22 protein-coding genes are annotated in these 13,578 nt (G+C 37.0%); 13 read left to right on the top strand and 9 right to left on the bottom strand.

Annotation, left to right across the window (positions count from 1 at the left end; translation table 11 throughout):
* Nucleotides 1-141 precede the first annotated feature (141 nt).
* Complete coding sequence (locus tag FAZ19_RS07075; protein WP_136820020.1) at nucleotides 142-600, top strand: helix-turn-helix domain-containing protein; 459 nt, start codon at nucleotides 142-144, stop codon at nucleotides 598-600.
* Nucleotides 601-746: 146 nt separating this feature from the next.
* Here the strand turns inward: FAZ19_RS07075 and FAZ19_RS07070 are convergent, their stop codons facing one another.
* The 4 genes from FAZ19_RS07070 to FAZ19_RS07055 form a co-directional block, all read right to left on the bottom strand.
* Nucleotides 747-1,256, bottom strand: coding sequence for a hypothetical protein (locus tag FAZ19_RS07070; protein WP_136820019.1), 510 nt, complete (start codon nucleotides 1,254-1,256; stop codon nucleotides 747-749).
* Nucleotides 1,257-1,427: 171 nt separating this feature from the next.
* Nucleotides 1,428-1,916: a hypothetical protein gene (locus FAZ19_RS07065; protein ID WP_136820018.1), complete on the bottom strand. Its 489-nt coding sequence runs from the start codon at nucleotides 1,914-1,916 to the stop codon at nucleotides 1,428-1,430.
* Nucleotides 1,917-2,424: 508 nt separating this feature from the next.
* On the bottom strand, nucleotides 2,425-2,952 hold the full coding sequence (locus tag FAZ19_RS07060; RefSeq protein WP_136820017.1) for a hypothetical protein: 528 nt from the start codon (nucleotides 2,950-2,952) through the stop codon (nucleotides 2,425-2,427).
* 233 nt (nucleotides 2,953-3,185) lie between these two features.
* The gene (locus tag FAZ19_RS07055) at nucleotides 3,186-3,536 is read right to left on the bottom strand and encodes a VOC family protein (protein ID WP_136820016.1); all 351 of its coding nucleotides are present in this window, start codon (nucleotides 3,534-3,536) and stop codon (nucleotides 3,186-3,188) included.
* A 1,050-nt stretch (nucleotides 3,537-4,586) separates the two neighbouring features.
* Here FAZ19_RS07055 and FAZ19_RS07050 point away from each other — a divergent pair.
* The 4 genes from FAZ19_RS07050 to FAZ19_RS07035 all read left to right on the top strand — a co-directional run bounded on the left by FAZ19_RS07050 (nucleotide 4,587) and on the right by FAZ19_RS07035 (nucleotide 7,334).
* Nucleotides 4,587-5,102 carry a hypothetical protein gene (locus FAZ19_RS07050; protein WP_136820015.1) on the top strand — a complete coding sequence of 172 codons (516 nt, stop codon included), beginning with the start codon at nucleotides 4,587-4,589 and terminating at the stop codon, nucleotides 5,100-5,102.
* 243 nt (nucleotides 5,103-5,345) lie between these two features.
* Nucleotides 5,346-6,119: a tetratricopeptide repeat protein gene (locus tag FAZ19_RS07045; RefSeq protein ID WP_136820014.1), complete on the top strand. Its 774-nt coding sequence runs from the start codon at nucleotides 5,346-5,348 to the stop codon at nucleotides 6,117-6,119.
* Nucleotides 6,120-6,174: 55 nt separating this feature from the next.
* Nucleotides 6,175-6,807: a hypothetical protein gene (locus FAZ19_RS07040; protein WP_188876097.1), complete on the top strand. Its 633-nt coding sequence runs from the start codon at nucleotides 6,175-6,177 to the stop codon at nucleotides 6,805-6,807.
* Between the two features lie 89 nt (nucleotides 6,808-6,896).
* A complete protein-coding gene (locus tag FAZ19_RS07035; protein ID WP_136820012.1) occupies nucleotides 6,897-7,334 on the top strand; it encodes a hypothetical protein in 438 nt (145 codons plus the stop codon).
* Nucleotides 7,335-7,626: 292 nt separating this feature from the next.
* On the opposite strand, the gene FAZ19_RS07030 is transcribed toward FAZ19_RS07035, so the two are convergent.
* The 3 genes from FAZ19_RS07030 to FAZ19_RS23830 all read right to left on the bottom strand — a co-directional run bounded on the left by FAZ19_RS07030 (nucleotide 7,627) and on the right by FAZ19_RS23830 (nucleotide 9,323).
* Nucleotides 7,627-7,995, bottom strand: coding sequence for a dihydrofolate reductase family protein (locus FAZ19_RS07030; RefSeq protein ID WP_136820011.1), 369 nt, complete (start codon nucleotides 7,993-7,995; stop codon nucleotides 7,627-7,629).
* Between the two features lie 288 nt (nucleotides 7,996-8,283).
* Nucleotides 8,284-8,700: a carboxypeptidase-like regulatory domain-containing protein gene (locus FAZ19_RS07025; RefSeq protein ID WP_136820010.1), complete on the bottom strand. Its 417-nt coding sequence runs from the start codon at nucleotides 8,698-8,700 to the stop codon at nucleotides 8,284-8,286.
* Nucleotides 8,701-9,146: 446 nt separating this feature from the next.
* Nucleotides 9,147-9,323, bottom strand: a complete 177-nt coding sequence (locus FAZ19_RS23830; RefSeq protein ID WP_169305594.1) for a hypothetical protein — start codon at nucleotides 9,321-9,323, stop codon at nucleotides 9,147-9,149.
* 162 nt (nucleotides 9,324-9,485) lie between these two features.
* On the opposite strand from FAZ19_RS23830, the gene FAZ19_RS07020 reads away from it, so the two are divergent.
* From FAZ19_RS07020 to vapB, 8 genes are all read left to right on the top strand, one after another.
* Nucleotides 9,486-10,061, top strand: coding sequence for a hypothetical protein (locus FAZ19_RS07020; protein ID WP_136820009.1), 576 nt, complete (start codon nucleotides 9,486-9,488; stop codon nucleotides 10,059-10,061).
* 191 nt (nucleotides 10,062-10,252) lie between these two features.
* Entirely contained in the window at nucleotides 10,253-10,597 is a 345-nt protein-coding gene (locus tag FAZ19_RS07015; RefSeq protein WP_136820008.1) for a hypothetical protein, read from the top strand.
* The gene (locus tag FAZ19_RS23825; protein ID WP_169305593.1) at nucleotides 10,598-10,807 is read left to right on the top strand and encodes a hypothetical protein; all 210 of its coding nucleotides are present in this window, start codon (nucleotides 10,598-10,600) and stop codon (nucleotides 10,805-10,807) included. It begins immediately after the preceding gene.
* Nucleotides 10,749-11,099 carry a suppressor of fused domain protein gene (locus FAZ19_RS07010; RefSeq protein ID WP_169305592.1) on the top strand — a complete coding sequence of 117 codons (351 nt, stop codon included), beginning with the start codon at nucleotides 10,749-10,751 and terminating at the stop codon, nucleotides 11,097-11,099. The genes FAZ19_RS23825 and FAZ19_RS07010 overlap by 59 nt, the downstream gene beginning before the upstream one ends.
* Nucleotides 11,100-11,108: 9 nt before the next feature.
* Nucleotides 11,109-11,453: a hypothetical protein gene (locus FAZ19_RS07005; protein WP_136820006.1), complete on the top strand. Its 345-nt coding sequence runs from the start codon at nucleotides 11,109-11,111 to the stop codon at nucleotides 11,451-11,453.
* A gap of 36 nt (nucleotides 11,454-11,489) precedes the next feature.
* Nucleotides 11,490-11,618 (top strand): hypothetical protein, encoded by a 129-nt coding sequence (locus FAZ19_RS24310; RefSeq protein ID WP_262709334.1) that lies wholly within the window; start codon nucleotides 11,490-11,492, stop codon nucleotides 11,616-11,618.
* 203 nt (nucleotides 11,619-11,821) lie between these two features.
* Nucleotides 11,822-12,196 carry a hypothetical protein gene (locus FAZ19_RS07000; protein ID WP_136820005.1) on the top strand — a complete coding sequence of 125 codons (375 nt, stop codon included), beginning with the start codon at nucleotides 11,822-11,824 and terminating at the stop codon, nucleotides 12,194-12,196.
* Nucleotides 12,197-12,322: 126 nt separating this feature from the next.
* A complete protein-coding gene (gene vapB, locus FAZ19_RS06995) occupies nucleotides 12,323-12,577 on the top strand; it encodes a type II toxin-antitoxin system VapB family antitoxin (protein ID WP_262709333.1) in 255 nt (84 codons plus the stop codon).
* A 121-nt stretch (nucleotides 12,578-12,698) separates the two neighbouring features.
* Here the strand turns inward: vapB and FAZ19_RS06990 are convergent, their stop codons facing one another.
* Nucleotides 12,699-13,070, bottom strand: a complete 372-nt coding sequence (locus FAZ19_RS06990; RefSeq protein WP_136820004.1) for a hypothetical protein — start codon at nucleotides 13,068-13,070, stop codon at nucleotides 12,699-12,701.
* Nucleotides 13,071-13,120: 50 nt separating this feature from the next.
* Nucleotides 13,121-13,534, bottom strand: coding sequence for a hypothetical protein (locus FAZ19_RS06985; RefSeq protein WP_211245455.1), 414 nt, complete (start codon nucleotides 13,532-13,534; stop codon nucleotides 13,121-13,123).
* Nucleotides 13,535-13,578 lie beyond the last annotated feature (44 nt).

The following is a 13,578-nucleotide window of genomic DNA, read 5'->3' as shown; positions in this document are numbered from 1 at the left end:
TTTATTTTGTTTATTGTCTTTTCTAACTCACTCTATTTCTTGACATTAATAATAATGTCGGGTAAATGCCGTGCACAAAAAGTTTTTAAAAAAACGTTATCCGCAGAATTTTCTTTAAAATTGGGGAGTTGAATTTTAAAGATGACAAAGCAACCAAAACTTGGCCAATATTTAGCTGAATTAAGAAAAAACAGTGGTATCACGCAGGAAGAAATTGCATCCCGATCTGGTGTCAACGTGCGGACTGTGCAACGAATCGAGACAGGAGATGTGACACCCCGAACCTTTACAGTAAAGGCTATTCTTGCTGCCCTAGGATATAAAGACGAAGAATACCCATCGTCAATTTTTCCTAAAACAAAAAGAGAAAACACTCGCGACATATTCAAATCAAAGTTACACCTGGTAATAAATTATATCTTAAGCAACATGAAAAAATTAAAAGATTTTTTAAGTAATTATTTTTTGGCAACGGGGATTGTGTGGTTTCTATGCGGTATTGGCATTATCTCTTTCAATTGGCATTTTGGTCCTCAAGAAATCTCAATAACACTCTTAGTCCCGCTTAGCTATGCGCTATTTCGTATTTTTGAGAAATAAAGATAAGTCTGTTTCGCATGGCCGACGACTTTGGTAGAAGGCAATACAATTCGTCGCAGCATATAGTGTCTAAGATGTTTGAAGATAATGTTTGCATAGAACCTAGCCCCATAATCGTAATGCTGCAACTTGTAAGGTTACTCATTTCAATCCAGCGCACTCCAGTCCATTGTGTCATGATCTTCATAGTAATTGGCAATGACGTCAATTGTATGCAGCTTCGGTTCATTTTTGAAGCCGAGTTTTTTTAGGTAGGCTAAATATTGAGGGTGATCCGTAAATCCTTTTTCAATTTTTAAAGACGGGGAAACAATCCACCAGGATTCTTTTACTTCAACGCCTAACATCAAAGTGTTGCCGGTATGAACTAAAATAAATCCATTATCAATATTAGCTTTTCTGATATTGGTAAACGAGAAGGTCCCACCGTCTAATGCCATCAAATTCATACCCCATCCATACTTTTCGTCGACTATCACAGCTTCATACGGTTTAATAAAAGGTATTCGGGCAGAATCCCACTCACCTTTCTCCGTATAAAACTCATCAACTTTGTGCTTGCCATCTTGCCTGCACCCTGATAATGATGCGAGAAGCAGAAGCAATCCAGAGACTCTTAAAAAATGTCCTATCATTTTGTTATCTTTTCGTTCCATCTTACTTCAACCTTCATTTACTCTGTTCCGTGCATTGCATTTGCGGAATCAAGCCCAAATGGATCTATATACAATAGCGGGTTGTTAACATAATATGTTCCATTTTACTATCTCCCCATCGTAGAGCCTTACACTGTAATCATAATGCTGCAGCTTCTAAAGTTACCCCTTTCAATCCAGAGCACTCCAGTTCATTGTGTCATGATCTTCATAGTAATTGGCAATGATATCCATTGTATGCAGCTTCGGTTCATTTTTGAAGCCGAGTTTTTTTAGGTAGGCTAAATATTGAGGGTGATCCGTAAATCCTTTTTCAAGTTTATTGGATGGGAAAATAATCCACCAGGATTCTTTTACTTCAACGCCTAACATCAAAGTTTTACCGGTATGAACCAAAATAAATCCATTATCCACTGTCGCTTCTTTAATATCAGCAAGCATTGAATCTCCACCATCTAATGCCTCCATATTCATACACCACCCGTACTTTTCGCCGACTATCACAGCTTCATACGGTTTAATAAAAGGTATCCGGGCAGAGTCCCACTCACCTTTTTCCGTATAAAACTCATCAACTTTGTGCTTGCCATCTTGCCTGCACCCTGATAATGATGCGAGAAGCAGAAGCAATCCAGAGACTCTTAAAAAATGTCCTATCATTTCGTTACATTTTGCTTAGTTATCTTATTTATGAAGTAAAGAGTATACCAGGCAGAACCAAGCTAGAATCCAAAAGAAGAAAAAACGTAAGAGCCCCATCTTGAATACCCCAAACTTTTAGAAATCCTATTTTGAACTAACACCAAAATTGGGAATAACAAATATAAAAAGACCCCAACTACTGGATTATACCCTCCAGGATAAGGCAACATAATCCTAAAAATATTGGCCATAAACATACAAAATGAAGTGTAGGATAAAAAAATCCCTACTAGGATTAATACAATATTTATTTTCTTTTTCATTTTTACTCTGTGCCAAAGTATCAATAAACCTAATTGGGTTGTTAAAGGTGTAATAATAAGGCGAAGAAGTTTCATACTTCTCTGCTTTAGGATCCACCACATTCCCCGGAATATGCACTAAGCAATGAAATCCCAGAAACCAGCCGTTCCGATAATCCGAGCGGCTGATTTTTTATGACGTGCTGAGATAAATATAACTGGCTCTAGACCCCCAACATCATCTTATAGAAATCGTAATACTTCTCGCCCCCTGCAATATCACCAAATTCTTCCGCCATCTGAATATTTAACTCGTCATTCTCAGACAGACCTGCTTCGAACACCCTCCTGAGTAGAAACACACCTATGTTGAGAATAGCGGCTAAAAAGCGTGCATCATTTTGCGCACAATTAAAAAGGATATCGTCAAATCCAGATTCCACCATAACTACGGCACCTGTAGTAATATCTATTGCCAGGTCATGTTCATCAGCCTTCCCAAAGAAAAGATAATCTTCCGTCTCTTCTATTTTTTCATCGAACGTAACCATGCCGATTTCAAGACTAGAACAGTCATAATTCTCTACTAGCTCCACAACCGGATGTGGTGACACACAATTACTTCCCGTTGGAGGGGCGTAATATGCTCTTTTAAAATCTTCTATAAATTGATCTGAAAGACCTCTCTTTTTTAGCGGCCCAGCGTCAATCTTAATTTTTTTCAGTCCTTCGACAAATTCGCTGGCTTTCATCGGTTATATCGTTGTTTTCAAACAATTATGGTCTATAATAATTACCGTCTCCTCTTTATTTTTAACCTAATCGAAGGGCATCTACGCTTGATATAAAGCTCAGTTATATCGCCCAGCAAGAAAACCTGAATATCTTCCACGGTATACACAGTAGGTATTTGTTCCGGGTTAAAATGTAACATGCAATAAATTCATAGAGAGTAATTTTAGATTAATTGCATAATAGCAATTCATCATAAGTGCATCAGGATATTAATCAACTTTCCAAACGGATCCCTTACGTAAAAACGCCGTACACCCCAAGATTCGTCGACAGGCCCATATTCCACGTGGTACCCATACTCTTTCATCCTAGCATAGGCTACTTCGACATCGTCCACTTCGATGGATACATCGGGTACGTCGGTTCCTGCTCCCCCTTCCATTGCGAACGCAATCTGCACGTGCATGTTTTCTGTATTACCATAGCTAGTTATCCAACCATAATCCATCAAGATATCCAGACCTAATACCTCCCCGTAAAACCGGTTCGCGGCATCGATTTGCTGTGTACTTACATTAGTGACTATTCTTTTGACCTTCATAAGGCTTCACGGATTCGTTATGCCAATGTACATATTTCCAGTTATACTTTCTGCTATGCTACAAAACTAATTGAGCTTGAATATCAAAAAGTCGTCGCCGAGACTTATCAAACAGGTATCATTTTCTTAGATGAGGAGGCTTACCTAGACCGTGATTTCAATACGTTCGATAACCTTGCAAACACGAAATAGCCAGATTGTTCTCCTACTTCGTCTTGAGTCCCGTAGGAACTCATCAGCCTGTGGAAGATGAAATATTGAAAAATACAAAGGATTTAAATATAAAAAAACACAATATTTTATAATAAATATCAAAGAAATCACTTTTTAAACAAAAAAAATTAATAAAATACATTTACCAATAATACTCTAATAACATATCTTAAAATTTAAGCTTATTTTTGATTATAAAATAACAACAAAAACATCTACCAGCCAATAAATATTGACTTGATAAGCACAAACTAACATTACATAGTGGATTTTCATAGGGGTACTTAAGTTTATTTATTATGACAATAATAAGAAAGGTAGTAGGAAACCTATTAATGGCTTTTACTCTTTTTCCAATATTGATATCAAAGAGACATTGGGAGAACGTTATTAATGGTATTTATAAAGTAGAGGATATGTATTTCGACTCTTTTTGGGAGTATGTGATATACATAACCTTTTACCCTCTTTTTCCAATTTTATTTTTGTTGCTGATATTGTGTCCTTTTCAACTGATTAAAGATTATTTTAACAGGAAGGGAAGGCCGTTGTCTCTCTGGGTAAAATGTCTTATATTCAGTGTGTTTATAATAATTGGTTATGCTTTATTGTCAAGGGGGTATTTGGGCTATACGATGATATCTCGTCCAATGGACTTTTGGGGGACGATCATTCTTGTGGGGATAATTTTTCCTGTTTTGCTTTATTTTATGGTAGATCGCTATGTAGAAAAGAAAAGAGTGGAATAACCTCAATATTTCCAAATAGGTAGGGTCACAGTCCATGCACTAGCAAAATTGTACGGAGGCTATCGGGGTTATCAAAGAACAGAACAATATGGAATTACAACAACAGAGAATTCTCAACTCGGAACGCCGTCGGGTTGTTCATTTACTAATTATAGTGGTTTTTGTATTAAGTACGACGAGCTGTTTGACCAGAAGGTATCAGCGAGGCAATTGCAAAGGGTATGAAATAACACACTATAACGTCAAACAAGGTACGGGGATTCATATCCACGGTAGAATAAGGGTGTGTAGCACCCGAAAAATAGTATCTTTTGCTACAATACGATTCGTGTCGGATAGTGGTGCAGTCTATGAAGCAACTGCCAATAGAAAGGGCTACTATGAGATTAACTTACCGGGTCCATATTTCGTAGGCAAGGTTGTAGCATTTGGTCGTAGCGCACGGTTTACAGTTGAGGATGCATTCTTTGGGCATACGAATGCGTGTGAGTTAAATATCAACCTCTATAATTTTAATACCAAATATAACGAAACAGAGCTTCTCAAGGATGACATCATATGGATACGTGATAATAGTAAGAAAGGAGATAAACATCCAAAGTAGTAGGTTGATAGATGGGTTGCTGCCTAAAAAATAGAATAATGTACATGAAGAAACTCTCAGGCATAAATGGTAAAATCAAAATGCAGAATAATTGGCACTAATAGATACATAGTCTTTGGGGACGCAGTGGATATACTGGAGCATGCTGACCCCCTGGTTTATTGTGAAAATCGTCCGCGCCCATTATTGCTTTTTAACAAGAATCTAATTACCTTAGATGTAAGGCGTCAAAACAAACTAACCATGAAATCAAACACTTATAATTATCTCGCAATAGTCTTATTACTAATCCTATCAGCTTCCTGTACGCATGCAATTAGTGAGCTCGAAGCGCGGAGGAAGAATGATAAAGGTCTGGTAGAATTTAACAACAGGAGATTAGATAACGCTATTGTTCTTTTCAAAGACGCAATGACCCATAAAGATATATCTGTTAATACCCTTGCGATGATATATCGAAACACGGCGCAGGTCTATATGGATATGGAATTACAGGACTCTGCAATCCACTATTCTACTCTAGCTGCTAATTGTTTCGAAAAAGACTCATACGAACACCTGGTGAGCATGGCGGATGTACAGCTGCTAAACGATGAAGTGCAGGTGGCAATTACAACGCTTGAAAGAGCGTACAAATTAAAGCCTACAGATATGCCCGTAAATAATAGCTTAGGCCTGATCTATCTGGGGCAATATGGATATGATTTTTTAGATCTGGAAAAAGCACTGCTGCACAACAAACAGGCTTTTGCAATGAACAGAGATGGTAATACCGAATACCTGCTTGCAAGAAACTATTACGAATTAGAGAGATTTCCGGAAGCGGAAAAGCATTTTAAAAATCTATCGAGGGAATATCCTGAAAACCTCGATCATACCGTTTTCTTAGGAATGATAAAATACAAATTGGGTGCGAATACAGAGGCTGAGGAACACTGGAACAACGTCTTAGCTATAAACCCCGACTATCAAGTTGTTATCGATTCATTTAAAGAAGAAATGGAAGCAGAGTTATAATGTAAACTATGGTTTATTATTCGAGACAAACTATCCCAAACCGTTGATATAAGCTATGACAACATTACCGGTTTGCTTATTGAATGTAATAGCAATTTATAATATGATCTTAGATTCATTCGTTCTGTTCTGGAGCATGTTGATTTTGGCCTTCTTGTTAATAATCATAGGGTTTATTTATCTTTCTTATTGGTTACCTAAACGGTTTGGTTACAAACGGACTGGTCTTTGGCTTGCAGTGACCTTGACTGCGTTTTTTATCTCTACGATAATCTACTTTATTTATGAAGACGAATTCTTTTCTAAAAATGATGCTAAGAAAAAGCTAAATGAACATCAAATTGAACTGAGGAATGATTTCACTATCATCTCTAACAGTTCGGGCGGTATAAGGGACTATATGCATCAATTCACGCTCGGCATATCTGACGAAGACAAAAACTTAATCATCGAAAAGATCACGAATGCGGATAATTTTCAGCCTGGATTGGAAGATAAGTATGTCTTATCGTCACGAGTAGACAGGTATAGTGAAGTCGACACCTTTTTCACGGCTAATTATAAAACTGCCAATGGCTTTGTTCACGAGCATTTCAGACCGCACAACATAGGAACCGCGCCTGATTTCACGGTCATAACGATTCTGGAAAGAGACAATAAGTTAATCTATGAGTATATAATCGATTGATATTCACCTATTATTCTTAAGATCTGGCATATCCCGCACTGATTTGCAAACACAGGTATTGCTTTTCATTGTTTGCTACGCTCCTATTCATGTTACCCTGTAGCAAAAAAGAAGAGCCTGCGACTGAACTTATTGATGAATATAGCTATGAAGTGGAATGCAACTACTGCGGGATAACATATACCGATATATCGAACTCCACAAACACAGTTAAAAACAACCGGGGTAAATGGAGCTACCGCTTGGAAGGGAAAATAATCTTCGAACTAAAACTATCGATAATAACAACGCTAAGCATACAACAAACGATACAGGCCTATGTGCTGAAAAACAAAGATGTGGTGTTTGGCAATATGGGGTACAACCATGCAACTATAACCAACAATACGCAAAAGGCTACGGGGACGGCCAATTACGGCTCGTACCAACCTCTAAGTTCGGGCAACGGTGAACGTATGGGTGGAAGCAGCAACGGCGGAAACACCCCGCCGACATCTACGGTATGTGGCGTAAAAATAATACATTGAGTTATTGTAAATGGGTAGTATCTGGTGGTCGGCACTGCTCCTGGCATAGGTAAAAAGGGAGAACCGTTTTGAGGTTGTTAAGTTTTGTTAAACCAGCTATGGGTTATAAATTTTGGTATTTTGTTTGTCACAATATTAGTATTCATAATTTAGGTTAATAATTGGTTAGTAAAAACTCCTGAAGCTCCCCGCTTTAGGAGTTTTTTGTTTGATACTGGAGCATGCTGACCCGCTAGTTTATTTTGAAAATCGTCCGCACCCATTATTGCTCTTTAACAAGAATCTAATTACCTTAGATGAAAGGTGATCGCCTGTAATACAGTTGTATCAATCCTGTTTCAAACGTTTTGACTTTGATAAAGTCAAGTGTTTGCTCGGGTCTGTCGTCTTTGAAAAGTCTTGTTCCACCACCTAATAAAACGGGTACTATTGAAATTATAAACTCGTCTATTAAATCGAACTTTAAGAGTTCATTTATTACCTCCGCTCCACCGTCGCAATAAATATTTTTACCTTTTTCAGATTTCAGTCGTTTCACCAATTCAGCAAAGTCTCCAGTATAGAAAGTCGCTCTACCTACTTGCGGCCTTTCCGTTCTTGTAAGGACATACACATCTCGTTGCCCGTTGTCGTAATGAGATGAACCGACATTTTTAAGCACACCAGGGAGAAAAAATTATGCGTCAACCTCAATCTTTCAGTCCTTCGACAAATTCAATTGCTTTCATTTACTATATACTTTAAGGGAAAAGACGGGGTTGATTATGGTAAATACGTCACGGACGTATGTGACGATTTTGGCAAAAAAACAAAAATTAATCTAAGAAGTAGAAAATGTATTAAACAAATAATACACCTATTTCTCTGTAAGCAGGCATAGAATATTTTTGTAGATTTTCCCTGTGAAAAATGGCTTGTTGTGGTGGCTCAACAACAAGCCATTTTTTGTTTATTGTTTAGAGGAGAAAGAAATCTTATTCATGATTATGTGTTGTCTAAGTTCTTGTGACGAGTTTTGGAATAAATTCCATTCATATTCGGTCAATGGAATAAAAAAACTCTCACCTGTTTCAATATCTAACATTACCGTATAATAGTTATCGGACGTGATTGTTACTTCACTTGTCGTTGCCCCTATATATGAGACGACTATTATATCCCCACTTGTCACGGGAGAAATTGTTGCATTTCCGTACATATCTGTAGTAGCACCTAGTGATGTGCCCTTTTTCTGCAGATTAGCGCCCGCTAAAGGTACACTATTATAATCCATAACGTGAAAATATACAGTTCTAGCTGTTTGTGCATTTGCAGCGAATTCCGCGAGGCCTACAAAGAAGGCAAATAATAATACGATTTTTTTCATGATTTCTATTTATATAAGTTATTTATTAAAACTACTAATAAAACTACTAAATTATTAGCAATTACAACTCATATTTTATTTATCGGTTAGTCACCATAATTTTTTACATAATGCCTTCTCTGGAGAAGCCATTAAAACGACCTGTCTCGGGGTAAGTTTTATACATTCAAGACCAAAAGAATTAAGTTTTTGTTAAACCAGCTATAGGCTATAAATTTTGGCATTTTGTTTGCCACGATAATAGTATTCATAATTTAGGTTAATAATTGGTTAGTTAAAAATCCTGAAGCTCCCCGCTTCAGGATTTTTGTTTGATAGGTGATGCAAGAATTGGAGTGGTGACGTCTTAGAAATAAGTAAAAAGATTACCTGACGTATTATATACTGGCACAAAAAAAGCGTCTTGAATTACCAAGACGCTCATTATATTTTTTATGAAATGTATATTACAATGCCTTTACCTGATCAATGCTAAGGCCTAATGCCTTTGCGATATCAGCACCAGGTACTCCCAATTTCTTGAATTCTAAAGCTGAATCTAGTTTCTCTGCCTCGGCTTTGGCACGTTCTACGGCTTTACCTTCGTTCTTAGCTTTTTCCAATAAATATTCCCGTGTTCCCATTGTAGTATTCCTCCCTAGTTTTTCTGAAGGTGTTTATTCTATATGGCCATCAAGAGCCCCTTTGGGGGTTTGATCTCTACTTCTTGTTCAAATATAATAAATTTGATATGTTCACCAAAACTGATAACTTTAATGAAACAGAAGCCTGAAAAAGTACGATAGATGATGTATAAGCTACATATCAATTTAGTCGCCCTCTTTACCGTTTGTGTATTAATACTAAATTCCTGCGCCTTATACCAGACGAAAACGCTTAAAGGAAGTAGTGGGGATATAGATTACGAAAACATTTATATCAGGACGTCCGCATATGAAGGGGTGATTTTTTCGGAACATTATCTGCACATGAAAAATGGGCTAAAAGAGAAGTTCACTCCAACCCTTTCGGATATCGAGCTAACCGAAGCACTCTTGAGAAACCAGCTAAAAGGAATCAATATAAAAAAGATCAACCAGGGCGGTTCTTGTCCGGTAATTGATAAAAAACTTAATAAATACAAAAGACAGTATTTTGGATATATTGACGCAAACGGAGATAAGATAATTTCTATTAATTGCTTGTGGGAGAAGAAAGGATTCCATGATTTCACTGATAAGATATTTCACAAAGCACCTGATGATACAACGTGGAAAACTGATGAAAAAAATGTTTTGGATGGCTGTAGTTATTATTGGACTATTAAGGTAAATCTTACTTCGAAAGCTTTATTTGATCTTTACGTAAACGGGCTTGGATAAGATCAACTATAATCTAGTCTCATCTTCTAACATTAAAACCCTGATAATGTACCTAAGATAAAACAACTTAGATTATTGTCTATTAATAAATATAAAGTATATTAGAGGTAGAGTTATATTATTAGAAAACCGATGTCTCAAATAATTATTAGTCTAATCGTCGCATCAGCTTTGCGGCTGGTACATAAAATATGAAAGCAAAAACTGACTCGACTTATCTTAAGAAATCTATCTTCACTTTTCGGTTATATGGAAGTTTTTTCCTTTTTTCGATACTAGTCAATACATTGACCAGAGATTTAAAACATAAATATCAAGTGCTTTTCGAGACAGTAGTGGCTATTCCACTCCTACTCGTATTTATATTGGCACCTATCGGTCTTTACTATGGCTGGAAAAGTTATCGCAATAAGGAGGAACCACGAAAAAAACGGACTATTTTTCTGATGGGACACATGATCTTTTGTTCACTGATCATCCTTTTCATTATCGTACTGATCAAGGATATATCTAACGCCGGTATAATTACTAAGTAGATGTCTTTATCTCAACTTTATACCAACCGGTGCGGTTGGGCAATCAGCAAAAAAGTCGCTAATGATAAAAATATTACAACTGAAACAATGAAAAACGACATTCCAAATAGTGTAGAGATTATTGATTCGCATTTAGATGATTTTTTTACCGATGAAGATGACATTGTTGTTTTTGATGAAGGAATTGATGATGTTACCGCACGCAGGTGAAACTTGGCTGGGGGTTGGACATACTTATGGCCATGAAGAAGACGAAGAACTTGCTCCAGGAATAGGCTTTAATTCTGTCATGCTGGCATCGTCAATGGAATTGTCGGACGATTTTACGCAAATAAGTCTTGAAAATAATGACGTGATCGACATGTATACATTGATTCCTCTCTATAAAGAAGAGCTTGAATTCAAGAAACGATATGGGGCAAATAAATTACTTGAAAAGCTTGATCGGTTTGGCATCGGAGAAATAGTTAAAGTAGGTCGAAAAAATGTTGGGAATATTTAAACATGCATTATGCTATTTGAGATACTAGAAGTAATTGCAGAGGTGATTTTTAGCGGCGATAGCTCGAAGGAGCTCGATAAGAATAAACGATTGGAAAACCGGGTGTGTAACTGGTTACTAGCGGTTAGCACTGTCGTGTCAACAATTATACTAATTTTATTTGGACGTAACACAGAAGGGGCTTCCATAGTATTGTACTTACTCATCACATTTCTACTCGGATTGATAGCCCTATTTGTATTAATTAAGCTAGAAATCATTAATGCGCTAACAATAATGAATTTCTTTAAGGTGGCGATAGCGGTCTCTTTGATACTGGGGACTATAATCTTGCTTCTATTTGCGCCTGAATAAGGGAAACAGAGAATCACATCATAAATCAAAACAACAATGAATCAACACGATACGATTCAACCTTATTCTCAAAGAGCAATTTCTATCGCTACATATCTTGGTGGACCTTTAGCAGCAGATATTTTAGCAAGACAAAATTTTATCAATTTAGGGGAAGAAGAATGACACGTCTAAAAAACAAAATGAAACTCTTAGACAGTATTCCGTGTTGCAAATAGAAATATTTGAATTAATCATAAAAGCTGTTTCCGACAACACCGATAAATATGACGTGCAGATAGAAAAATTAAACCAGCAAATTGAAGAACTAAAAAAAATTGTAAAAGAAACGAGTGCTAATAAACGTTTAGCGTAATTTAAATATGACTATGAGCAATACACCTCAAACCGAACTTATCACATTTATCAAAAGAATCCCCAGTGTGAAAGGAAATGTATCTAGCGGATACTACGACGAAGGATTCTGGTGGATAAAGTTCGCGATAGACATAGACGATCCTTATGCTTGGCATACAGTCCAAGAGTTAGCATGCGTGGTCAATTACTTGTCAATTGAGGATCGATTACCTACGCGCTTCTACCCGGTATCCCCCGCCCCTTATCTCAACGGTGGACCAAAGAACTTCTTGTCGTGGATTATCGAAAACACCGATCAGGAATTTACATCCGACAATATGAAAGAGTGGCTTGAAGGAAGGCTACCAAATCCGGTCGATGATCTAACACAATGGAAAGTTGATTAGTATGATATAGATAACCGCTAACTTATATAGTTAATGGTGCCAGTTGCATTTAGCGAAGTGCAATTCCAATGCAGTCTAAACAAAACTAGCAGATGACGTTTTATAATAATTGTTTTTTGGTTATATTTGTTTAACTATTTTTTCGAAGAAAGAGAGGAGTGTACTATAGACAGCTTATTATTATACAAGAAACTAAATTCGTTACCTGATTCTATGAAGGTAGAGGTAGCTGATTTTATCGAATTTTTAGAAAGTAAGGCCAAGAAGAAGAAATATAAGAACACGGAAGCTCTAAAACCACAATTTGGCAGTGCCAAAGGTTTTTTCACCATCAAAAAAGATTTTGACAAACCATTGGAAGACTTTAAAGAGCATATGTAATGGTGGGAAATCTGCTGGACACCCATGTTGGAAAGACCTGTCCCCTTAGCTGTATCAGTTACAGGTAGACCTTTTTATTCTAAAGCTATCGCGCACTTCTCTGCCTCGGCTTTAACCCACACTAAGTGCGTCCTTCTTCTTTTATTAAATCAGCGTATTCTTCTTGACATAGTCCTGAATTTACAAACCCTATTTCATCAAGGTGAAATCGTTTTCTAATAAAGTCTGTACATTGTTCAAGATTCTCAAAATTAATAGTCTCAAACCCCATATCTGGATCAACGTAAGAGAAGTCGTAAATGTCTGTATACTCTAGGTTGCCTTCGTCATAATGGTCGATAAGTTGCATCTCGACGCGACCGTCCTTCGTTTTCATTAAGGCCAGATAGCTAATTACTTCTTTATCTTCCATTATTCTTCCGAGAAAAACTTCAATAGTTTTCCCTAAATTTAGACATGTATTTGCTTCGTTTCTGTCAAGATATCTTCCCATGCATTTATTAAAAGGGTTTAACAAAAGATTTATATAAACGGCTCTAAACACTATACCATCCGTCCTGCTAAAAAGGTCAATCGAATAAATGTAACTTCAACGCCATCGTACAGGTAAATCTGTTCTTTAAGATCTTTTACCTCTATACCATCTACGAAAACTACAAATAAGCCGTCCCGGTGAGCCAATAGAGCAGTAGCGATAGCTACATCTGGATCTGCTGGTTGAACATTAGCAATATCTCCAAATGAAATTTTTCCTTTCTCTGACTGTTCTTGGATCTGTTGCGGATTAAGGAACGATAATAGTTCAGCCTCCCCGCGTATCTGATTATAACGCGCTACCTCGACAGCGACACAGCCTTCGATAAGGGCCTGCAACGTGGTGGGCACGAACGGCAGCTGATAAGGCGCCGCTATGATTTTTTTCTTTCCTAGCCGTTTTAACTGTAAGACCAATTCCATTATCGTATCGCTAATTATTTTCTATTTGAATGAATGCATATCCA

The organism is Sphingobacterium alkalisoli (assembly GCF_005049105.1).
GTDB lineage: Bacteria > Bacteroidota > Bacteroidia > Sphingobacteriales > Sphingobacteriaceae > Sphingobacterium > Sphingobacterium alkalisoli.
Note: the sequence above shows the minus strand (reverse complement) of the source record. Positions and strands in the feature narration are given on the sequence as shown.